The sequence below is a fragment of the Bacillus sp. DU-106 genome (assembly GCF_004799705.1).
GTDB classification, from domain to species: domain Bacteria; phylum Bacillota; class Bacilli; order Bacillales; family Bacillaceae_G; genus Bacillus_A; species Bacillus_A cereus.
Genome location: NZ_CP026607.1, coordinates 3,811,031 through 3,833,399 on the forward strand (window position 1 = coordinate 3,811,031; position 22,369 = coordinate 3,833,399).

The window sequence follows — 22,369 nt, forward strand, 5'->3', positions numbered from 1 at the left end:
ATTTTGAAGAACTAGCCATACATACGCTAAATTCATTTCATAATAGGGAGTTTCAAGATTTATTTTTCTAGAATCCAACAAAAACACTTACAAAATGGAGTTTTTTTATGAATTACGTCACATTTGAGGGGATTTCTCTAAAAACAGACACCGTAGTTTATTACGTTTATGCCATAATATCTATCATTTTTTGACTCAGTTAAAGGGGTACGATTATTTTCTTATACACATAATGAAGAAGCGATTAATATTCTTATAAGAACACATATAAGTAAGAAAAAGAGGAAAAGATTTGCATATAGTAAAAAATGACCTAGTTCTACACTAGGTCATTTTTTATTAACGAGGGATAGATTGCATTACAGATTGTAACGTTACTCTTTCTTCTTCTGTTAATGGAAGAAGTGGTAAACGTACAGAACCTACATCTAATCCAACCATTTGTAACGCTGTTTTTACTGGAGTTGGACTTGGCGCCATAAATAATGAATCAGTTACTCTTACAAGTAATTGATGTAATTTTTGTGCCTTCTTAAATTCTCCTGTTTGAAATGCTGTAATCATTTCTTGCATTTCGTTTCCGATAACATGAGAGGCTACCGAAACGATACCTTTCGCTCCAACTGCCATAGCTGGTAACGTTAAACCGTCATCACCGCTGTATACCGCAAAGTCGTCCGCTGTTTTTTCAATGATTTCTGTCATTGTTAACACATCGCCGCCGGCATCTTTAATAGCAACAATGTTTTCTATTTCTGATAAACGAACAACTGTATCAACGGAGATTTGTACAATAGATCGTCCTGGAACGTTATATAGCATAACCGGAAGCGGCGTGCTTTCAGCAATTGCTTTAAAATGCTGATACATTCCTTCTTGACTCGGTTTGTTATAATACGGTGCTACTAGCATTACTGCATCCACACCAACTTCTGTTGCCTTTTTAGTTAAGTCAATAGAAGCATGCGTATTATTGCTACCTGTTCCAGCGATTACGGGCACTCTTTTATCGACAACAGATACGACATGGCGATATAACGCTACTTTCTCTTCTGAAGTTAATGTAGGAGATTCTCCTGTCGTTCCTCCTACCACGATTGCTGTTGTACCGTTATCAATTAAATAATTTACCAATTTCGTTGTCTTTGCAAAATCGATATTCCCGTTTATATCAAACGGTGTTACCATCGCGGTTGCAATTGTCCCAAAATCTATCATGGTCTCACTCCTTATTGTTCCAGTTGCTTTTCTTTTGAAAGCTCAAACGCACTATGTAATGCATTTACAGCCTCCACTAAATCAGTTTCTTTTACAAGAACCCAAATTGTTGTATGACTATCTGCCGATTGCAGGATTTGAATACCTTTTTCCGCTAAAGCTGTAACGATTTTCGCAGTAACCCCTGGGTATCCTGCCATTCCAGCCCCAACGATAGATACTTTCGCACAATGTTCTGTCACAATTGGCTCATATCCAAGGTTCTGTAATAATTTAACTGCATGACTTGATACATTATCACTCACCGTATATGCTACGCCAGTAGGTGAAATATTAATTAAATCAACACTTATTCCTTCGTTCGCCATCTCTTTAAACACATGTTGTTGCAAATCATATGCCGTTTCTTTTGCAAGCACTTTAATTTGCGTTACGTTTGATACGTGGGCAATGCCTGTAACAGGACGTTCTTCTACATCACGACCTCTTGTAGCACCGTCATATGCTGAAATAAGCGTACCTTCACTATCAGAATACGTAGAACGTACACGAAGTGGCACTTTTGCATGCATCGCAATTTCAACTGCACGTGGATGAACGACTTTCGCACCTTGATAAGCCATGTTACAAATTTCGTTATACGTTACAGTTTGAAGATGACGTGCATCTTTTACAATACGAGGATCCGCAGTCATAACACCTTCTACATCAGTGAATATATCGATGTATTCAGCATGAAGTGCAACACCTAATGCTGAAGCTGAAGTATCACTACCTCCGCGTCCAAGTGTTGTCGTATCACCTTTTTTCGTTTGTCCCTGGAATCCTGTAACGACGATTACATCTACATTTTCTAACTCTTCATGTATACGATCGCAATTCATTTCAATAATCTTTGCATTCGTAAAGTCATCATTCGTTACAAAACCAGCTTGTGCACCATTTAATGCTGCTGCTTTTATACCGTTCTCATTCAACATATTAGAGAAAACAATTGCAGAGATTAACTCTCCACACGATAATAATAAATCTTGCTCACGCTTAGAAATAGTAGATTCCTCTTGATTTACAAGACTTAATAACGTATCCGTTGCATATGGTTCACCTTTACGGCCCATAGCAGATACGACAGTAACTACTTTATAACCAGCAGCTAATGATTTTTTTATATGATGAAGCGCATGCTTACGTCCATTGTCATCACGTACTGATGTGCCACCAAATTTTTGAACAATTATTTTCATATTTTGCACCTTCTCTTAGCCGTTTACACTAATTGTAATTTTACTAAGCGCTCTGCAATTTGAACAGAATTCCATGCAGCGCCTTTTAATAAGTTATCAGATACGACCCAAAGATGGAATCCTTTATCGTTATTTAAATCTTTACGGATTCTTCCAACGAATACTTCGTTTTTACCTACTGCAGTAGCTGGCATTGGATATAACTGCTCTTCTGGATTATCTTGTAGAACAATACCTTCCGCATTTGCAAGTAAGCTCTTTAATTCTGCTACTGTTACGCCTTCTTTTTCTACTTCGATGTAAACAGACTCAGAGTGTCCTGATACAACTGGTAAACGTACACATGTTGCCGCTACTTCTAATTCAGGCATATGCATAATTTTTTTCGTTTCGTTAATCATTTTCATTTCTTCAAACGTAAATCCATTATCTTGGAATTTATCAATCTGTGGAATCGCATTAAAAGCAATTGGGAAATGCTTCTTATCACCTGATACAGGAAGAACATTTGCCTTAACTTCTTCGCCATTTAAGATTGCTTGTGATTGTTCATGCAGTTCTTCAATAGCTGCCGCACCAGCACCTGATACAGCTTGATATGTGGAAACGATTACTCGTTTTAAACCATATTGCTGACGAACTGGCTCAAGAGCTACTACCATTTGAATTGTAGAACAGTTTGGATTTGCAATAATACCATTATGTTCTTTTAAGTCGTTTTCATTTACTTCAGGTACAACAAGTGGCACGTTTTCTGTCATACGGAATGCACTTGTATTATCAACAACAATCGCACCGCGTTTTGCTGCTTCTGGCGCTAATTGTTTCGATACAGATCCACCAGCACTAAATAGTGCAATATCTACTCCTTCAAAGCTTTCAGGAGTTGCCTCTTGAACTGTAAATTCTTCGCCTTTAAATACAAGTTTCTTACCTGCAGATCGTTTAGATGAAAGTAACGTTAATTTCCCGATTGGAAATTCTCGTTTCTCTAAAGTATTTAACATTTGTTCACCAACTGCGCCGGTTGCTCCAACTACAGCGACATGAAAAGTTTTTTGCTTTTCCATCACTATGCCCCTTTCTAGATACCAATCCTTCTATAACTTAGAATCAGAAGGAGTATACAATACCCCTTCTAATCTTAATAACGTTAATTTTATCATATTCTACAGTAAGAATGATGGTTTCATCAAAAATTGTCCGTTTTTTTTCGTTTTTTAATTCATATATCTGAATTTTTCTACGACTACCGGTTGCAATTGCTTTCCTTGCAGCGCTTCTAATACTGTATCTTCCAGTAACTCCATACGAGCTACCATTGAGTTCGGTTTTTTCTCTGGCGCATCTTGACCGAATGGGACGAAGTAGATGTTTTTTGTTGCCATTAGGCGCATGAGATTTACCCCATTTAACCCTAAAGCATCATTCGTCGAAACTGCCAATACGACAGGCTTGCCATTTCTTAGCGTCGCTTTTGCTGCCATTAGTACTGGAGAGTCTGTCATTGCATTTGCAAATTTACTCATAGAATTTCCTGTTAAAGGAGCGATTACCATGCAGTCTAATGGAATTTTAGGTCCAAGTGGCTCTGCTCCAACAATTGAATTAATTGCTTTAAAACCTGTTATTTCTTCAATCTTCTTAATCCACTCTGCTCCTTCTCCAAATCTAGTATTTGTTGATTGAACAGTGTATGAAACAACAGGACGTACTTCTGCTCCTTCAGCAATTAATTTTTCTAAGTGCGGCATAACTTCCTCATACGTACAATGTGAACCTGTAAATCCGAAACCAATTCGTTTCCCCTTCAAACTCATTTCTTTTCCTCCTCCTTTGCGATTGCATCTGCTGCTAATAACTGAGAAAGAACATTTGCTAAGATTTGCCCAGCCGTTTTTGGGGCAACAATACCTGGTAATCCAGGTGCTAGCAATGCTTTGACTCCTCTTTTTTCTGCATATCTAAAGTCGGTACCGCCTGGTTTAGAAGCTAAATCAATCACTAACGTATGAGCTGGCATTTTTGCAATAACATTCGCTGTTACAACGAGGTGTGGAATCGTATTAATTACAATATCGATATTTCCTACTTTTTTCTCTATGTCTTGCATATGAAAAGGAGAAAACATCATTTCTGTAATACGTGCAATATGTTCAGATCGTCTTGCTCCAACTTTGACATGGGCTCCTAATGATTGAAATGCTCTCGCAACACTCATTCCTGTTCTACCAAATCCTAGAACCATTACATTGGACCCATGAATTGTATAGTCGGTATGTTGAATTACCATCATTAATGTACCTTCTACCGTTGGAATAGAATTGTATATTGCTACATCATCACGATCAAATAATTTAACAAGTTTTCGGTTCGTAGTAGATACGAGATTTTCCAAGTAAGGTGTACCAATACCTGAATATATAGTAAAGTGTTCTGGTGTATTTTCAATTTGTTCTTTCGTTATTGAAACTTTTTCATTTGAAAAAATAGTATCTACTTCTCCTTTGGCATTTGTACCGGCAACCGGCAAAATAATTGCGTCTACAGAAGTGAAATCTAAATTTTGTATACTTTCTTTTGCTGCCCCTGTGAAACCATGATCTAACTGATCAAAACCTATCAAAGAAAGTTTCGCATCCAATTCAACTAGCTTACGAATTACTTCTAGCTGCCTTGCATCTCCTCCTATGACAGCAATATGCATCTCAGTCAACATTCCCTAATTCACCTTCTTTTTCTGTCATTTATAAGAAAAGTGCCTACTTTTTCTTTTTCCTCCACATCATATGTAATGTACGAGTTTATGGTGATTGAAAATCCAAATGCACATATGATTTATCAGGTTTCTATGTAGATACAAAAAAAGATGACCAAAATGGCCATCCTTCACTCCGAATTTGAACGATCTATACTATCACAAAGAAGCATATCGTGTCCGACTTTCTTTATTTGACTCCATGCCACCCTTACTTCTTGTGGTTCCTTTTTAAAACCTCCCCACTTCCCTACAGGTATTATAAGTGTTTGTATTTGCCCGTCTTTCTCATTAATCTCTAAATCCATATAACCTAAGACTCCCATTTTTTCCGCTTTTTCTATATCTACAACCTCTTTACCACTTAATTCACTTAATCGCATACACACTCCACTCCCCTAATGAATTTTTCATTTGCATTGTCTATAATTAGTACCTATTCTATATGTATAAAAAAAATAACCTTCTCTCATTTAAAAAGAGAGAAGGTTATTTTTTATACATCGTAAAAATTGATTATAGTTTTATTCCTTTTGGAAGTTTTCCGTCTGGACTAATAAGTGCCGCAGAGAACTCGTCAGTAAACATATTGCGAATTAATCCGTCCACATTTTCTTTTGTTACAGTGTTTACACTTTCAATAATCTCATCAAGTGAACGATGTTTACGAAGAAGCAATTCATTTTTACCGTTACGGCTCATACGGCTATTTGTACTTTCTAAACTTAACATTAAGTTTCCTTTTAATTGCTCTTTACTATTCATAAGCTCTTTTTCTGTAATACCTGTATTTTTCAATGTCTCTAATGTTTCTTGCATTGTTTCATACAATGTATCTAATTGTTGGCTACCTGTTCCACCGTAAAGTGTTAACATGCCTGTATCTTCATAAGAAGAGTGGTAAGAAAATACTGAGTAAGCTAATCCACGTTGCTCACGTACTTCTTGGAATAAACGGCTACTCATGCTACCGCCTAAAACATTATTTAATACAATTAAGTTATAAATATCTTCGTGTCCCATTTGTAAGCCTTTATATCCTAGACATAAATGAGCTTGTTCCGTTTCTTTTTTACGGGCTACCTTATTGAAATGGAAAATTGGGCTATGTACTTGTTCACGGTTTGTTGTTCCTTCATAACTACCGAAATATTGCTCCACTGTTTGTAAAAATGCTTCATCAATATTTCCTGCGATTGATACAACTACATTTTCAGGTGTGTAATGATCTTTTATATATTGACGTAACGTATCACCTGTAAACGTATTAAGCGTTTCTTCTGTTCCTAAAATAGGATATCCAAGTGGATGCGTTTCATATGTTGCTTTCGTTAACATATCATGCACAATATCATCTGGAGCATCTTCGTACATTTTAATTTCTTCACATACGACATTCTTCTCTTTTTTCAGTTCTTCCTCATCAAATGTTGAATTAAAGAACATGTCTGCTAAAACATCTAAAGCATATTTAGCATGCTCATCTAATACTTTTGCATAGTAACATGTATATTCTTTTGAAGTAAATGCATTCACTTGACCACCAATGCTATCAAATGATTCTGCAATCTCTCGTGCACTACGTGTTTCTGTCCCTTTAAAGAACATATGCTCTAAAAAGTGAGAAATCCCGTTATTTTTTTCATTTTCATTTCTTGATCCCGCATGGATCCAAATACCAATCGCAACCGATCTTACAGTTGGTATATTCTCCATAACTATTCTTACACCATTTTTACAAGTATATTTTTTAATCAAAAACTTTCCTCCTACTGCCAGTTTCTCTAAATAAGTGCTATTATTTAATGATAACAAGTTTAAGGATGAATGTCATGCAAATGTATTTAATCCACACGTTTTTCATCCAGTAATTCTGTTATATTCCCCACTTTATATCCTTGTTCCTTCAATTTTTTAATCATTGTATCTAATGCTTCTGCCGTTGACGAAGTAGGATGCATTAATACGATAGCACCTGGGTGTATTTTTCTCATTACTCTCTGCAATAGTACATCTGGCTCAGGTCGCTTCCAATCGATTGTATCGACAGTCCACATAATCGTTCCCATTTGGAAATCATCAGCGATTTTCACGACTTCATCCCGAAAACTTCCACTCGGCGGGGCAAACCATCTTACTTTTTGATTCGTTACTACTTCTATCATTCGATTTGTTTTTTGTAACTGCTCTCGTATTTCATCAGACGATAGCGTTTTCATATTAGGGTGCGTATAAGAATGATTTCCGACTTCTTGATTTGCATCGACAATCATTTTTGCAAATCGTAAATTTTCTTTCACCCAACGTCCTTCTAAAAAGAAAGTGGCCTTCACATCATGCTTTTTCAATATCTCTAATATGCGAGGCAAATACTCATTTCCCCATGCCACATTTATTGTTAATCCTACCATCTTTTTATTTGGATGGCCTCTATAAATTGGAGCGGGTGATAAATCTTCTAAATGAACACTCGGTGAGACTTCTTTGAATTCAAGATATTTTTGATCAAATTCCTTTAGCTTCTTCATATTATTATACGATGCTTCAATATCCACTTGTCTTCCATTATATCCAGGTGTTGCCTTCCATATTTTATCAATCATCGCATTTTGAGGTGCAATCTCATACTTTTTTGCATGCTTTTGAATTTCTTCATGCAAGTTATCTTGTGCAAAAACAGAATAAGAGCCTAAACTGACATATAAAGAAAATATACATATGTATGCCAATATACGAACTTTCATATAAACCCTCCCAAATTAACTATATAAAAACATTTTCTTCTTATCTTTGTTAATTTGAGCGTTATAATGAAAACTATACCTATGCTGACATAAAAATATATATAAATCATATTTTTACATAACAAAAAAAGCCAGTTAAACTGGCTTTTACTTATTGCTGCTCTTGTTTGTTTTCTTCTTTAGCAGCTTCTTTTTCTTGCTCTTCTTTTAGCAATACTTTTCTAGATAGATTTACGCGACCTTGCTTGTCAATCTCGATAACTTTAACTGTAATTACATCACCGATTTTTACAACGTCTTCTACTTTACCTACACGCTCAAGTGCAAGTTCAGAAATATGAACTAATCCATCTTTACCGCTGAATAATTCAACGAAAGCACCGAATTTCTCAACACGTTTCACTTTTCCTTCGTAGATTTCACCTACTTGTACTTCGCGAACGATATCTTCGATAATTTTCTTAGCTTTGTCGTTCATTTCTTGGTTTATTGAAGAAATGAATACTGTGCCATCTTGCTCGATGTCAATTTTAACGCCAGTTTCTTCAATAATTTTATTGATTTGTTTACCGCTCGGTCCGATAACGTCACGGATTTTATCTGGATTAATTGTCATTGTAATAATCTTTGGAGCGTACGCTGATAATTCAGTGCGTGGCTCTGGAATAACAGATAACATATGATTTAGAATGTGCACACGACCAACTTTCGCTTGTTGTAATGCCTCTTCTAAAATTTCACGAGATAGACCATCGATTTTAATGTCCATTTGTAGTGCAGTTACACCTTGTGCTGTACCTGCTACTTTAAAGTCCATATCACCTAAATGATCTTCCATACCTTGAATATCAGATAAAATTGTGTAATGCTCACCAGTTTTAACTAGACCCATTGCAATACCTGCAACTGGAGCTTTAAGTGGAACACCAGCATCCATCATTGCTAAAGTACTACCACAAATACTTGCTTGTGAAGTAGAACCATTTGATTCTAAAACTTCAGATACAAGACGTACTGTGTATGGGAAATCTTTTTCAGATGGAATTACAGGCTCAAGTGCGCGTTCTCCTAGTGCACCGTGACCGATTTCACGACGACCTGGTCCACGCATTGGTCTTGTTTCACCAACACTAAATGATGGGAAATTGTAATGGTGCATAAAGCGTTTTGATTCTTCTACACCAAGACCATCTAAAATTTGCACATCGCCTAATGCACCTAATGTACAAATACTTAATGCTTGTGTTTGTCCACGAGTGAACAAACCAGAACCGTGTGTACGAGATAAAATACCAACCTCTGATGCTAATGGACGGATTTCGTCACCTTTACGGCCATCTGGACGGATTTTTTCAACTGTAATAAGACGACGTACTTCTTCTTTTACAATTTTATATAAAATCTCATTTACTTGTCCTAATGTATCAGCGTCAGCTTCCTGCGCTTCGTAATGCTCAATAACACGCTTTTTCACTTCGTTAATTGCATCTTCACGTGCATGTTTCTCATGTACTTGAATTGCTGAATGCATATCTTCTTCAGCCATTTCACGTACAGCTTGGTTAAGATCAGCGTCAACTTCATAAAGTTTCACTTCTGATTTCTCTTTACCTACAGCTTGTACAATCTCTTCTTGGAATGCAATTAGACGTTTAATTTCGTCATGACCAAACATAATTGCTTCTAACATTGTTTCTTCAGGTACTTGATCTGCTCCTGCTTCAACCATGTTAATCGCATCTTTCGTACCAGCTACAACTAAGTGGATATCACTTTGTTCTTGCTGTTCTACTGTTGGGTTAATAACGAATTCGCCATTAATACGGCCAACTGTCGCACCAGCGATTGGACCTTCAAATGGAATATCTGAAATCGATAACGCTAATGAAGAACCAAGCATAGCTGCCATTTCAGAAGAACAATCTTGATCAACACTCATTACAATGCTGACAACTTGTACTTCGTTACGGAAGCCATCTGCGAATAGCGGACGAATTGGACGGTCGATTAAACGACTTGCCAAAATTGCTTTTTCACTTGGACGACCTTCACGCTTAATAAAACCGCCAGGAATTTTTCCGACTGCATATAAACGCTCTTCATAGTTTACTGTAAGTGGGAAGAAATCTACATTTTTTGCTTCTTTTGATGCAGTTGCTGTAGATAGAACCGCTGTATCGCCATATCTTACTAATACTGCTCCGTTCGCTTGTTTTGCAAGCTGACCAGTTTCAACTGTTAGCTGGCGACCAGCTAAATCTATCGAGAAGACTTGCTTTTCTTGACTCATTTAAGTACCCCTCTCAATTTAAAGTATTCAATTCTTCTATGTAAATGGATAGTATATCACAATATTCTACCTCTAGTATTGCCTAAAATTAAGTAAGCTATAAAGCGTAGAAGATATATTTTTACCTAACAAAAAAGCGGGAATATTCCCGCTTCTTTGACTATCGACGTAAGCCAAGCTTTGTGATTAATTCACGGTAACGTGTGATATCGCTATTACGAAGGTAAGTTAGTAAGTTACGACGTTTACCAACCATCTTTAATAGACCACGACGTGAATGATGATCTTTCTTGTGAGTACGTAAGTGCTCGTTTAGAGTGTTAATTTGCTCCGTTAGGACAGCAATTTGAACCTCTGGAGAACCAGTATCAGTCTCATGAGTTCTAAATTGTGCAATGATTTCATTTTTACGTTCTTGTGTTAAAGCCATCCTATTTCACCTCCTATTAATTAAACCCCCAATTACCTAGCAAGCGTCGGTGAGTCGCAATGCCAAGCAATGGTTGTCATAAAGTACATAACATAGAATACTACTTTTCATTTGAAAAAGCAAGTATATTCTTTTCGCTCATAAAATATTCTTGTGCTGTTTTCTTATCTTTTGCGATTTGTTCAACTAACTCATCAATACCGTTGAATTTCTTTTCTGCTCTTATACGCATATGCCACTCTACTGTAACATTTTGATCGTATATATCTTTGTTAAATTCAAATAAGTGCACTTCAATTGATAATTGACGCTCATCTTCTTTAAAAGTCGGTTTATATCCAATATTACATACACCATCGTACCATTCATCGTGAACTTTTAATCTCACTGCATAAACACCTACAGGTGGCAATAAATACTCATCACTTAAACCTACATTAGCTGTCGGGAAACCAATTTGACGCCCACGTTTGTCGCCGTGTATAACTGTTCCCGCTACAGTATAGGCTCTACCTAAAATAGATGGAATTTGCTCCATTTCGCCATTTCGAATTAACTTTCGTAATGCTGTAGAACTTACTTTCTCTTCTTGAAATTCAACTTTTTCAATCACAGTCTGTGTAAACTCCCCTCTTGCATGAAATGGTAAAGTCTCCATCTTTCCTTTTCCTAAACGTCCATATGAATAATCAAACCCTGCTACTACATGCTTTACATTTAAACCAATAATATAATCATCTACAAATTGTTGCGGTAATAACCCTGCAAATGATTCATCAAATTTAATCACATATAATATATCGATTCCTAAGCTTTCGACTATTTTTTCTTTATCACGCATTGGTGTAATATACTCCACATGCGCATCCTTTTTCCCTAAAACAACAGATGGATGAGGATGAAATGTCATAACTGCACTTTTATATCCTCGTTCGTCCGCTATTTTTTTCGCAGTTCGAATTACACATTGATGTCCTAAATGAATGCCATCAAAAAATCCTAATGCCATTACAGTAGGTGGTAATTCTAATTTATTTTGTTCATGTGGATGAGTTAAATGAATAAGTTTCACGCTTGAATTCACCTTTTTCTGTAATAATCCTTCCAATAATTCATTATAGCTTTAGTTCTTGATTATTCACAAGTACTTTCATCGGCTTTAACATGCCAGGATGTTTCGGATGATGTTCATAAATTGCTAAGCAACGATCATTTTTATCAAACACTGTAATAAATGGTGCTGTTATTTCTAATTCATTCTTTAAGAACATACCATTCTTTATTTTCTCTGCTTGCTTTTCATCTACAACCATTTTTGGAAACTTACTTAATGCTTCATCAATTGAAATGAAGATAGACTCTACTGTTCCATTTTGCACGTTTTCTTCAATTTCTTCAAATGATATGCAATCTTCTAATAAAAATTCACCAGATGCCGTTCTTACAAGGTGAGACATATGTGATGGGAAACCAAGTTTCTCCCCGATCATTACAGCTAACGTTCTTACATATGTTCCTTTACTACACGTTACACGGAAACGGAATGAAATATTTTCTCCTTCAAAAACTTCACGATCATCAAGTAATACGAATTCATGAATTGTAATTGTACGAACTGGACGTTCCACCTCTTGTCCTGCTCTTGCATATTCATATAATTTTTTCCCGTTTACTTTTACAGCCGAGAACATTGGTGGCATTTGTTCAATCGTGCCTGTTAATTCCGCAAGGACTTTCTCTACTTCCATACGAGTAATAGTACGATCTACATTTTTCGTTTCAACAACCTCACCAGAAGCGTCTTCAGTTGTCGTTGAAAACCCTAATGTTACTTCACCTTCATATGTTTTCGTTTCACTTGTTAAAAATTGTGCAATTTTCGTTGCTCTTCCAACGCAAATTGGTAATACTCCTGTTACATCTGGATCTAATGTTCCCGTATGACCAATTCTCTTTTCTCGCAATATCTTTCTTAATTTAAATACACAATCATGTGATGTCATGCCTTTTGGCTTATGTAATAATACTACACCTTCCATATATGTTCACCTCATCATAATTCTTTCGTATTAAATATCCAAAACTTATTTTGCATTGAAAAAATGGATAGACAAATGTCTATCCATTATTCTTCACGTTTACCGTCTTTATTAATTTCATGTAAAAGTGTATCAATTCGATGACCATATCCGATAGACTCATCAAACTCAAAGGTAATTTCCGGTGTTTTACGAAGACGAATACGTTGGCCAATTTCTGAACGAATAAAGCCTTTTGCCTTCGCTAAACCTTTTAAAGTATTTTCTTTCTGTTCTTCGTCACCTAAAACAGAAATATATACTTTAGCAATTTGTAAATCACCACTCACTTGTACATCTGTTACTGTAACAAATCCAATACGTGGGTCTTTAATTTTACGACTGATAATATCGCCTAATTCTTTTTTCATTTGCTCGCCCACACGGTTCGCACGTAATTTCATAACTCTTCACCTCATTCAATACCATTCCAAATGTGTTATTGTACGTTCAATTTCAGGAAATGAATCGATGTACTCAAGTACACGATTCATTTCTTTTTCACAGATAACACGATTTGAGGATACGGAAACAATTGCAATTTCTGTACGTTGCCATACATCTTGGTGCCCAACTTCAGAAACAGCTACATTATAGCGCTGTTTCACACGAGTTAACACACGTTGTAAAATTGCACGTTTCTCTTTTAAAGAATGCACATCGTAAATCATACACTCGAATGAGAGTGAAGCGATAATCATCGCTTCACTTCTTCCATAATGTACGCTTCAATGATGTCCCCTTCTTTAAGATCATTATATCTCTCAATTGTAATACCACACTCATAGTTTTGTGCAACTTCTTTTACGTCGTCTTTGAAACGTTTTAACGTATCAAGTTGTCCTTCGAAAATTACTACGCCGTCACGGATAATACGTACGCCACTATCACGCGTAATTTTACCGTCTGTTACATAACAACCTGCGATTGTTCCAACTTTTGTTACTTTAAACGTTTGACGAACTTCTGCTTGACCGATTACTTTTTCTTCGAATTCTGGATCAAGCATACCTTGCATCGCTGCTTCAATCTCTTCGATTACTTTATAAATAATACGGTGTAAACGAATATCAACGTTCTCTAATTCAGCTGTACGCTTCGCGTTCACATCTGGACGTACGTTAAATCCAATTACAATTGCATTAGATGCAGAAGCTAAAATGATATCAGATTCTGTAATCGCACCTACACCAGTGTGAATGATTTTAACTTTTACGCCTTCAACATCAATTTTACGAAGTGATGCTGCCATCGCTTCAACAGAACCTTGTACGTCTGCTTTTACGATTAAGTTAATTTCTTTTACATCGCCCTCTTGGATTTGTTGGAATAAATCTTCAAGGCTTAATTTAGATTTCTCACCACGTTGTGCAACTAACGCTTCTTGTGCACGTGATTCACCAATTTGACGAGCTTTCTTCTCATCAGCGAATGCCATGAAACGATCTCCAGCCTGTGGTACTTCGTTTAAACCAGTAATTTCAACAGGAGTTGATGGACCAGCAACTTTTACACGACGACCAATATCACTTACCATTGCACGAACACGTCCGAATGAAGTTCCAACAACGATTGGATCTCCAACTCGAAGCGTACCGTTTTGAACAAGTAATGTCGCGATAGTTCCTTTACCTTTATCAAGCTGTGCTTCGATTACTGTACCAGTTGCATAGCGGTTTGGATTTGCTTTGTATTCTTCTACTTCACTTACAAGAAGGATCATTTCTAGTAAGTTGTCAATGCCTTCGCCTTGAATTGCAGAAATTGGTACGAAAATAGTATCTCCGCCCCAAGCTTCTGGAACTAATTCATATTCTGTTAGTTCTTGCATTACGCGATCAGGGTTTGCAGCTGGTTTATCCATTTTATTCACAGCAACAATAATTGGTACTCCTGCTGCCTTCGCATGGTTAATTGCTTCAACCGTTTGTGGCATAACACCGTCATCCGCTGCAACAACAAGGATTGTAATATCCGTTACTTGTGCACCACGAGCACGCATCGTTGTAAATGCTGCGTGACCAGGTGTATCTAAGAATGTAATCTTCTTATCGTTTACTTCAACTTGATATGCACCGATATGCTGAGTAATTCCACCCGCTTCGCCTGCAGTTACTTTTGAGTTACGAATAGAATCCAGTAATGTTGTTTTACCGTGGTCAACGTGTCCCATGATTGTAACTACAGCTGGACGTTCTTTTAAGTTCTCTTCATCATCTTGCTCATCAATGAATGTTTCAAACTCAGTCTCGCTCACAATTACTTCTTCTTCTACTTCAATACCGTAGTCGTTAGCAATTAACTCAATTGTATCTTTATCCAAGTCTTGGTTAATTGTTGCCATAATTCCAAGCATGAAGAGCTTCTTAATAATTTCAGATGGCTCTTTGCTTAATTTTTTAGCAAGATCTCCTACTGTAAGGCTTCCAGAGAAAGTAATTTTATCTGGTGTTTCTACAATTTGAGTTTGTTGTCTACCAGCAAAGTTCTCTTGACGTTTGTCTTCGTTTCCTTTGCCTTTTTTCTTTTTCTTATTGCTGTTCTTTTTACTGCGAACAACTTTTTCTTCTACTTCAAACTCATCTGCAACAGAAGGTTTTTCAGTTTGATATTCATTATCTAATTTATTTACTACTTCATCGTCTAACATTGTCATATGATTCGAAACCTCGATATTCATTTCTTTTAGTTTTGTCATAAGATCTTTACTTGAGATATTATGTTTTTTTGCATATTCATGCACTCGAATTTTACTCATACCTTCACCCCCGGTAATTTGTATCGAGCATGCTACGCAGCTTTTTCGCAAAGCCTTCATCTAACACAGCTACAACGACTCGCTCATCTCTCCCAATCGCATGCCCTAATTGTTGTCGATTTTCGACCTTTCTCATTGGTACGTTGTAGTACGTAGTTTTATCTGTGATGCGTTTTGTAGTATTTACTGACGCATCTTCAGATAGCAATACAAGTTTTGCTTTGCCACTTCGTACTTCTTTTAAAACGAGTTCTTCACCCGAAATAATTTTCCGAGCCCGGTTTGCTAGTCCTAAAAACGATTTCCAATCGGACACTTATTTCGACTCCTTCTCAACAAGCTCAAGAAGCTCTTCATATAAAGAACCGTCGATTTTCGCTTTTAGATGATGTTCCAAAACATTTTTCTTTTGAGCTTGAAGAATGCTCTCCTTGTCCTTCGACAAGTAAGCACCTCGTCCTGATTTTTTCCCAGTTAAATCAATGGACACTTCTCCCTCTTTGGAACGAACAATGCGAACGAGCTCTCGTTTTGATTTCATTTCTTGCGTTGCAACACATTTTCGTAACGGAACTTTTCGATTGCTCATACTCATCACCTCTATTCGATTTCGTCTTCCACTGAATCGAATCCAAATGCGATTACGCTATCTTCTTCTGTTACAATACCAAGTTGTTTCGCATCAGACTCACTCTTAATGTCAATTTTCCAGCCTGTTAATTTAGCTGCAAGACGTGCATTTTGTCCACGCTTACCGATAGCTAATGATAGCTGGTGGTCTGGAACAACTACTGTTGTCGCTTTTTCTTCTTCATCTACAAGTACTTTAACAACTTGTGATGGGCTTAATGCATTTGCAACATATTCAACTGGATCATTTGACCAGCGAACGATGTCAATTTTTTCACCTTTTAATTCGTCTACAATGCGTTGTACACGTTGCCCTTTTGGTCCTACACAAGAACCAACTGGATCAACATCAGTGTTCTCTGCATATACAGAGATCTTAGAGCGATCGCCAGCTTCACGTGCTACAGAACGAATTTCTACAGTTCCATCATAGATTTCAGGAACTTCCATTTCGAATAAACGTTTTAAAAGACCAGGATGTGTACGTGATACGTAAATTTGTGGTCCTTTTGTCGTTTTTTCTACTTTCGTAATGAATACGCGAATACGATCATGTGGCTTGTATTGCTCATTAGGCATTTGCTCACTTACAGGTAATAAAGCTTCTACTTTTCCTAAGCTTACATAGATGAAACGAGCATCTTGACGTTGTACAATACCTACCATAATATCTTCTTCACGATCACTAAACTCAGAGTAAATAACACCGCGCTCTGCTTCACGCACTCGTTGTGTTACAACTTGTTTTGCAGTTTGTGCTGCAATACGACCAAAGTCTTTTGGTGTTACTTCAATTTCTAGTACGTCACCATCTTGGTAGTTTGGATTAATTTGTCTTGCTTCCTCTACAGAAATTTCAAGACGTGGATCAAACACATTGTCTACTACGTCTTTACGTGCTAAAACTTGAATTGTTCCCACTTCTGGGTTAAAGCTCACACGAACGTTTTGTGCTTGATTAAAATTGCGCTTATAAGCAGAGATTAAAGCTGCTTCAATCGCATCAATAATAATGTCTTTGCTAATGCCTTTTTCAGATTCTAATACGAGCAAAGCATCTAATAACTCAGTGCTCATGAAGATCCCCCTTCTAACTAAAACGTAACAGCAAGTCGCGCATTTGCGACTTTATCCATCGAAATTTGGATTTCTTTTTTACGTGTTTTAATTGTTAATAATAATGTTATTGTTGTACCATCGTAAGAAAGCAGTTTTCCTTCAAACATCTTTTCACCATCAATCGGCTCATATGTTTTAATTGCCACTTGTTTTCCTACCGCTTGCTGGAAGTCTTTTTCTTTCTTTAATGGGCGTTCCGCTCCAGGAGATGATACATCCAAAAAGTAAAGATGAGGAATTGGATCCTCTTTATCTAAAGCTTCGCTTAAACGTTCACTTACCGCACCGCATTCTTCAATGTCGACTCCCTTTTCAGAATCGATGAATACGCGTAAGAACCAGTCTTGTCCTTCTTTCACATACTCTACATCTACAAGTTCAAGATTTAACTCTTCAACGATCGGCTGCGCAAATGCTTCTACAACTTCTGTGACTTTCTTATCCATAAACAGCCTCCTTCCTGCCGTCATGTACCATTTAAAAGAAGAAGACCCCGCCAATTTAAAAACGGTCTATCTTATTCTTTCTCGTTAGCTAACAAAAGCCCCTGCTGTTCAGCAGGGATTATCTGTCTTAGTATTACCAAATTTAAGAAGTAAAACTTGTAACAAAATATGTATATACGACAGAAATCTTTTACCTATCTACGTAGATAAAACATAGATAGTAACACGAAAGAGTGGGTTTCCCCACTCTTTTCTTTACACAATATACATGACATGGTTATCTCGGTTAATAGTATATCATAGGAAATGTTGATTTGCAAAGACTTTTCCTACCTACTAGAACAGTGATAACTGGTTTTGATCTGGTAAGTCTCCTAAACAACCTTGGCTATCTAAATACTCAATAATTGTTTTCGAAACCTTACTTCGCTGTTGCAAGTCTTCTTTTGATAAGAAGTCTCCATTTTTACGTGCTTCTACAATACTTAAAGCTGCGTTTGTGCCAAGACCAGGTACTGCATTAAATGGAGGGATTAATGTATCTCCATCAATAATAAATTCTGTTGCATGTGAGCGGTATAAATCCACCTTTTGGAATGAGTATCCACGCTCACACATTTCAAGTGTCATTTCTAGTACCGTTAATAAACTCTTCTCTTTCGGCGCAGCATCGAGTCCCTTTTGAGCAATTTCATCAATTCTTGCACGTATAGATGCTGAACCTTTCGCCATTGCCTCTACATCAAAATCATCTGCACGAACTGTAAAATATGCGGCATAGAATAACAGTGCAAAATGTACTTTAAAGTATGCGATACGTACAGCCATAAGTACGTAAGCAGCCGCATGGGCTTTAGGGAACATGTATTTAATCTTCTTACATGAATCAATATACCAACCTGGTACATTATTATTTTTCATGTCTTCTTCCCATTCTTCCGGTACACCTTTACCTTTACGAACCGACTCCATGATTTTGAAGGCTAATGATGGATCTAGACCTTGATAGATTAAATATACCATGATGTCATCACGACAACCGATAACTTCGCTCAGCGTACATGTACCGTTATAAATTAACTCGTTTGCATTACCAAGCCATACGTCGGTACCATGTGATAGTCCAGAAATTTGGACTAACTCTGAGAATGTCGTCGGTTTTGTCTCTTCTAACATCTGTCTTACGAATTTTGTACCAAACTCTGGTATACCAAGTGTACCTGTTTTACAGTTAATTTGTTCTTCCGTTACCCCTAACGATTCTGGACCAGAGAAAATTTTCATTACTTCTGGATCATCCGTTGGGATTGTTTTCGGATCAATACCACTTAAATCTTGTAACATACGAATAACGGTCGGATCATCGTGTCCTAGTATATCAAGTTTCAATAAATTATCATGAATCGAGTGGAAATCAAAATGCGTTGTTCTCCATTCAGCACCAATTGAATCAGCTGGATACTGTATTGGTGAGAAATCAAAGATATCCATGTAATCTGGCACAACGATAATACCGCCTGGATGCTGTCCTGTTGTACGTTTTACACCGGTACACCCCGCTACTAAGCGATCAATCTCTGCATTTCGAATCGTTAAGTTATGATCATTTGCATAACCTTTTACATATCCGTAAGCAGTTTTTTCCGCAACTGTACCAATCGTTCCTGCACGATATACATAGTCTTCACCGAACAGTACTTTCGTATAGTTATGGGCACGTGGTTGGTATTCCCCGGAGAAGTTCAAATCGATATCGGGTACCTTATCTCCTTTAAATCCAAGGAATGTTTCGAACGGAATGTCATGTCCATCTTTTACATATGGAATATTACAAGCAGGACATTCTTTATCTGGTAAGTCAAAACCAGAGCCTACAGAACCATCATTAAAGAATTCTGATTGCTTACACTTCGGACATACATAGTGTGGTGGTAATGGGTTTACTTCTGTAATTTCCATCATCGTTGCAACAAATGATGATCCTACCGATCCACGCGAACCTACTAGATATCCGTCTACTAACGATTTTTTCACAAGCTTATGTGAAATTAAATAAATTACGGCGAATCCATGCCCAATAATACTTTTTAATTCTTTTTCTAAACGTGCTTCTACAATTTCCGGTAGCTCTTCACCATAAATGCTACGCGCCATTTTATAACTCATATCACGCGTTTCATCATCAGCACCTTCAATTTTCGGTGTGTATAGATCGTCTTTTACTGGATGCACATCACCAATTAATGACGCAATCTTTTGTGTATTTGTTACAACAACTTCTTTCGCTTTATCTTCACCTAAGAACGAAAAACATTCTAACATTTCATCAGTTGTACGGAAATGTACTGGCGGTAATGAATGTCGATTTAACGGATTGGCTCCGCCCTGCGAACTGACTAAAATTTTACGATACATTGCATCCTCAGGGTCTAAATAATGCACGTTTCCTGTAGCAACAACTGGTTTATCTAACGTCTCACCTAGTTTTACTAAGTTAGAAATAATTGTTTTTAATTGACCTTCGTCTCGAACAAGTTCACGTTCTACTAAATGACGCAACACCTCTGGAGGCATTACTTCAATGTAATCATAGAACTGGGCAATTTCTTCTACCTCTTCAGGTGCCTTTTGCATCATTGCCTCGAAAACTTCACCTTTATCACAAGCCGTTCCTACTAAAATTCCTTCACGGTATTTTTTTAATAGTGACCTCGGCACACGTGGTACACGGTAAAAGTAATTAAGGTGAGAATATGAAACAAGTTTATATAAATTTTTCAATCCAACATCTGATGTGGCAAGTAACGTCATATGACTTGGACGGCCACGCTTATACGCATCCCCTTGTCCCATGCTATCATTTAATTGATCGTGATATTCAAATCCCTTTTCAATTACGTCTTTCAACATTTTCACAAGTAAATATCCCGTCGCTTCTGTATCATAAATCGCACGGTGATGTTGTGTTAATTCAATATCAAGTTTTTTACACATCGTATTTAATCGATGATTTTTCATTTCTGGGAATAAGAATCGTGCAAGTTCTAACGTATCAATAACGGGGTTATTCGTTTTTTCTAGTCCAGCCTTTTTAAAACCTACGTTAATAAAGCCCATATCAAAGCTCGCGTTATGGGCAACAAGTGTATGGTCGCCCATCCATTCCTCAAACTTTTTAAACACTTCGTCCACTTCAGGTGCATCAGTTAACATATCATCTGTAATACCTGTTAATTCAATGATCGTCGCCGATAATGGTTGATGCGGATTTGCAAAAGATTCAAAGCGGTCAATAATTTCGCCACCCTTTACTTTTACAGCAGCCAACTCAATAACTGTATCGTATACAGCTGATAAACCTGTCGTCTCAACGTCGAAAACAACATACGTTTCCTCTGCAAGTAAACGATGCGCTTCGTTATATGCTATCGGTACACCATCATTAACTAAATTTGCTTCTACACCATATATAACTTTAACTCCAGCCTTCTTCCCCGCAGAATACGCCTCTGGGAAAGACTGAGCCACGGCATGGTCTGTAACCGCAATAGCCTCATGTCCCCATTTACCAGCTTGAGCAACAAGCTTAGAAACTGGAGTGACAGCGTCCATTTGACTCATCGGAGTATGGAGATGCAGCTCTACTCGTTTTTCGCCTTCTGGTGCTTTATCTTTACGAGACGGTCCTGTGATTTCATTAATATCATTTGCAATCATTACTAAATCTCGAACGAATGTATCGTTTTGAACAGAACCACGCGCTTTCACCCACATTCCTTTTTTCAAGGATTGCAGCATTGGAATATCTTCTTTGTCACGCGAGAACATTTTGATCATAATAGAATCCGTATAATCCGTTATTTTTAAAGTTAATAACGTACGTCCACTACGAAGCTCTTTTGTTTCTACATGGAAGACATATCCTTGAACCGTTTTTCTTCTTTCTTCATCTTGAATTTCTCGCATCGGTGTAATCTCTTCATCTGGCTTAATAAGATACCCGAGTGTAATCGGTCCTTCATACACAACGCTGCTTTCTTCAGCTTGCTTCTTCGCCATTTCTTCCATAGCTTGTATAACACGCTCGCGGTCTTCTTGCTGCGTTTGTTCACGAAACTTTTGCATTTCTTCTGTATTTTGCTGTATATGTGTGTCTAACTGAAAACGCGGGAATCCAAAAACTTCGTATTGATCCCCTACTGGTTTCGCAACGTTTTTCTTTAAAGCAGTAGACTCCAACTCGTTATTCACATTTATTAGCAACTTCACTCCATTCACCTGTGGAAGCTGCTTCTTTAAGTATGCGAACATAGGTGAAAATGTAATTCGTTCCGTACAAAGCGGCCAATACGCCCTCACTTCTTCTTCTGTAAATTGTTTATTCTCTGTTTCTAATGCAAATGTTGTTCTTGCAATATGAGAAAATGATTGCTTAAGCTTTGTTTCTAGCAATTCATATAATTCTGTAGGCAAAATACGTGGCACTTGTAAATCAAAATGCCAACTTTTATTCGCTTTATCAATAACGAGCCTTTCAATACCACCGCCTTGTAAATATTGATTTATAAGGTCGTCTGGTATTTGCAACTGCTGGAGCAAAATTTGAAATCGCTCTTGTTGTTCATTTGTTAAAGACATAAGCACTCTCCTTCCA

20 protein-coding genes are annotated in these 22,369 nt (G+C 37.2%); all 20 read right to left on the bottom strand.

All coding sequences use genetic code 11. From position 1 onward, the window contains the following. Nucleotides 1–339 precede the first annotated feature (339 nt). Complete coding sequence (gene dapA, locus C3Y97_RS19195) at nt 340–1,218, bottom strand: 4-hydroxy-tetrahydrodipicolinate synthase (protein ID WP_000564765.1); 879 nt, start codon at nt 1,216–1,218, stop codon at nt 340–342. Between the two features lie 11 nt (nt 1,219–1,229). Next, complete coding sequence (dapG, locus tag C3Y97_RS19200; protein WP_000692451.1) at nt 1,230–2,462, bottom strand: aspartate kinase; 1,233 nt, start codon at nt 2,460–2,462, stop codon at nt 1,230–1,232. 23 nt (nt 2,463–2,485) lie between these two features. After that, complete coding sequence (asd, locus tag C3Y97_RS19205) at nt 2,486–3,532, bottom strand: aspartate-semialdehyde dehydrogenase (RefSeq protein WP_000414846.1); 1,047 nt, start codon at nt 3,530–3,532, stop codon at nt 2,486–2,488. Nucleotides 3,533–3,682: 150 nt separating this feature from the next. Then, a complete protein-coding gene (dpaB, locus tag C3Y97_RS19210; RefSeq protein WP_000053596.1) occupies nt 3,683–4,282 on the bottom strand; it encodes a dipicolinate synthase subunit B in 600 nt (199 codons plus the stop codon). Next, complete coding sequence (gene dpaA / locus C3Y97_RS19215; protein ID WP_000954739.1) at nt 4,279–5,181, bottom strand: dipicolinic acid synthetase subunit A; 903 nt, start codon at nt 5,179–5,181, stop codon at nt 4,279–4,281. Before dpaA ends, dpaB begins: the two co-directional genes overlap by 4 nt. A 170-nt stretch (nt 5,182–5,351) precedes the next feature. Continuing rightward, a complete protein-coding gene (locus C3Y97_RS19220) occupies nt 5,352–5,603 on the bottom strand; it encodes a YlmC/YmxH family sporulation protein (protein ID WP_001239759.1) in 252 nt (83 codons plus the stop codon). A gap of 133 nt (nt 5,604–5,736) precedes the next feature. Beyond that, entirely contained in the window at nt 5,737–6,978 is a 1,242-nt protein-coding gene (locus tag C3Y97_RS19225; protein WP_000592996.1) for a M16 family metallopeptidase, read from the bottom strand. A gap of 86 nt (nt 6,979–7,064) precedes the next feature. Beyond that, on the bottom strand, nt 7,065–7,964 hold the full coding sequence (locus C3Y97_RS19230) for a polysaccharide deacetylase family protein (protein ID WP_000868217.1): 900 nt from the start codon (nt 7,962–7,964) through the stop codon (nt 7,065–7,067). Nucleotides 7,965–8,115: 151 nt separating this feature from the next. Next, the gene (gene pnp / locus C3Y97_RS19235) at nt 8,116–10,254 is read right to left on the bottom strand and encodes a polyribonucleotide nucleotidyltransferase (protein ID WP_000076737.1); all 2,139 of its coding nucleotides are present in this window, start codon (nt 10,252–10,254) and stop codon (nt 8,116–8,118) included. Between the two features lie 160 nt (nt 10,255–10,414). Next, a complete protein-coding gene (gene rpsO / locus C3Y97_RS19240; protein WP_001229392.1) occupies nt 10,415–10,684 on the bottom strand; it encodes a 30S ribosomal protein S15 in 270 nt (89 codons plus the stop codon). A gap of 100 nt (nt 10,685–10,784) precedes the next feature. After that, the gene (gene ribF / locus C3Y97_RS19245) at nt 10,785–11,756 is read right to left on the bottom strand and encodes a bifunctional riboflavin kinase/FAD synthetase (RefSeq protein WP_000766706.1); all 972 of its coding nucleotides are present in this window, start codon (nt 11,754–11,756) and stop codon (nt 10,785–10,787) included. Nucleotides 11,757–11,799: 43 nt separating this feature from the next. Further along, on the bottom strand, nt 11,800–12,723 hold the full coding sequence (gene truB / locus C3Y97_RS19250; protein ID WP_000399352.1) for a tRNA pseudouridine(55) synthase TruB: 924 nt from the start codon (nt 12,721–12,723) through the stop codon (nt 11,800–11,802). Nucleotides 12,724–12,809: 86 nt separating this feature from the next. Continuing rightward, a complete protein-coding gene (gene rbfA, locus C3Y97_RS19255; RefSeq protein WP_000776437.1) occupies nt 12,810–13,166 on the bottom strand; it encodes a 30S ribosome-binding factor RbfA in 357 nt (118 codons plus the stop codon). Nucleotides 13,167–13,181: 15 nt separating this feature from the next. Further along, nucleotides 13,182–13,463, bottom strand: coding sequence for a DUF503 domain-containing protein (locus C3Y97_RS19260; RefSeq protein WP_000582363.1), 282 nt, complete (start codon nt 13,461–13,463; stop codon nt 13,182–13,184). After that, on the bottom strand, nt 13,460–15,520 hold the full coding sequence (gene infB, locus C3Y97_RS19265; protein ID WP_000036343.1) for a translation initiation factor IF-2: 2,061 nt from the start codon (nt 15,518–15,520) through the stop codon (nt 13,460–13,462). Before infB ends, C3Y97_RS19260 begins: the two co-directional genes overlap by 4 nt. A gap of 4 nt (nt 15,521–15,524) precedes the next feature. After that, complete coding sequence (locus C3Y97_RS19270) at nt 15,525–15,836, bottom strand: YlxQ family RNA-binding protein (RefSeq protein ID WP_001286523.1); 312 nt, start codon at nt 15,834–15,836, stop codon at nt 15,525–15,527. Continuing rightward, nucleotides 15,837–16,109, bottom strand: coding sequence for an RNase P modulator RnpM (gene rnpM, locus C3Y97_RS19275; RefSeq protein WP_000071127.1), 273 nt, complete (start codon nt 16,107–16,109; stop codon nt 15,837–15,839). Nucleotides 16,110–16,120: 11 nt separating this feature from the next. Continuing rightward, nucleotides 16,121–17,227: a transcription termination factor NusA gene (nusA, locus tag C3Y97_RS19280; protein ID WP_000102604.1), complete on the bottom strand. Its 1,107-nt coding sequence runs from the start codon at nt 17,225–17,227 to the stop codon at nt 16,121–16,123. A gap of 17 nt (nt 17,228–17,244) precedes the next feature. After that, nucleotides 17,245–17,715 carry a ribosome maturation factor RimP gene (rimP, locus tag C3Y97_RS19285; protein ID WP_000359096.1) on the bottom strand — a complete coding sequence of 157 codons (471 nt, stop codon included), beginning with the start codon at nt 17,713–17,715 and terminating at the stop codon, nt 17,245–17,247. Nucleotides 17,716–18,051: 336 nt separating this feature from the next. Further along, nucleotides 18,052–22,353 (bottom strand): PolC-type DNA polymerase III, encoded by a 4,302-nt coding sequence (locus tag C3Y97_RS19290; RefSeq protein WP_000060005.1) that lies wholly within the window; start codon nt 22,351–22,353, stop codon nt 18,052–18,054. Nucleotides 22,354–22,369 lie beyond the last annotated feature (16 nt).

Coding starts and splice junctions, on each gene's coding strand:
- dapA (WP_000564765.1), bottom strand. CDS start 1,218: ATGATAGATTTTGGGACAATTGCAACCGCGATGGTAACACCGTTTGAT.
- dapG (WP_000692451.1), bottom strand. CDS start 2,462: ATGAAAATAATTGTTCAAAAATTTGGTGGCACATCAGTACGTGATGAC.
- asd (WP_000414846.1), bottom strand. CDS start 3,532: ATGGAAAAGCAAAAAACTTTTCATGTCGCTGTAGTTGGAGCAACCGGC.
- dpaB (WP_000053596.1), bottom strand. CDS start 4,282: ATGAGTTTGAAGGGGAAACGAATTGGTTTCGGATTTACAGGTTCACAT.
- dpaA (WP_000954739.1), bottom strand. CDS start 5,181: ATGTTGACTGAGATGCATATTGCTGTCATAGGAGGAGATGCAAGGCAG.
- C3Y97_RS19220 (WP_001239759.1), bottom strand. CDS start 5,603: ATGCGATTAAGTGAATTAAGTGGTAAAGAGGTTGTAGATATAGAAAAA.
- C3Y97_RS19230 (WP_000868217.1), bottom strand. CDS start 7,964: ATGAAAGTTCGTATATTGGCATACATATGTATATTTTCTTTATATGTC.
- pnp (WP_000076737.1), bottom strand. CDS start 10,254: ATGAGTCAAGAAAAGCAAGTCTTCTCGATAGATTTAGCTGGTCGCCAG.
- rpsO (WP_001229392.1), bottom strand. CDS start 10,684: ATGGCTTTAACACAAGAACGTAAAAATGAAATCATTGCACAATTTAGA.
- truB (WP_000399352.1), bottom strand. CDS start 12,723: ATGGAAGGTGTAGTATTATTACATAAGCCAAAAGGCATGACATCACAT.
- rbfA (WP_000776437.1), bottom strand. CDS start 13,166: ATGAAATTACGTGCGAACCGTGTGGGCGAGCAAATGAAAAAAGAATTA.
- C3Y97_RS19260 (WP_000582363.1), bottom strand. CDS start 13,463: ATGATTATCGCTTCACTCTCATTCGAGTGTATGATTTACGATGTGCAT.
- infB (WP_000036343.1), bottom strand. CDS start 15,520: ATGAGTAAAATTCGAGTGCATGAATATGCAAAAAAACATAATATCTCA.
- rnpM (WP_000071127.1), bottom strand. CDS start 16,109: ATGAGCAATCGAAAAGTTCCGTTACGAAAATGTGTTGCAACGCAAGAA.
- nusA (WP_000102604.1), bottom strand. CDS start 17,227: ATGAGCACTGAGTTATTAGATGCTTTGCTCGTATTAGAATCTGAAAAA.
- rimP (WP_000359096.1), bottom strand. CDS start 17,715: ATGGATAAGAAAGTCACAGAAGTTGTAGAAGCATTTGCGCAGCCGATC.
- C3Y97_RS19290 (WP_000060005.1), bottom strand. CDS start 22,353: ATGTCTTTAACAAATGAACAACAAGAGCGATTTCAAATTTTGCTCCAG.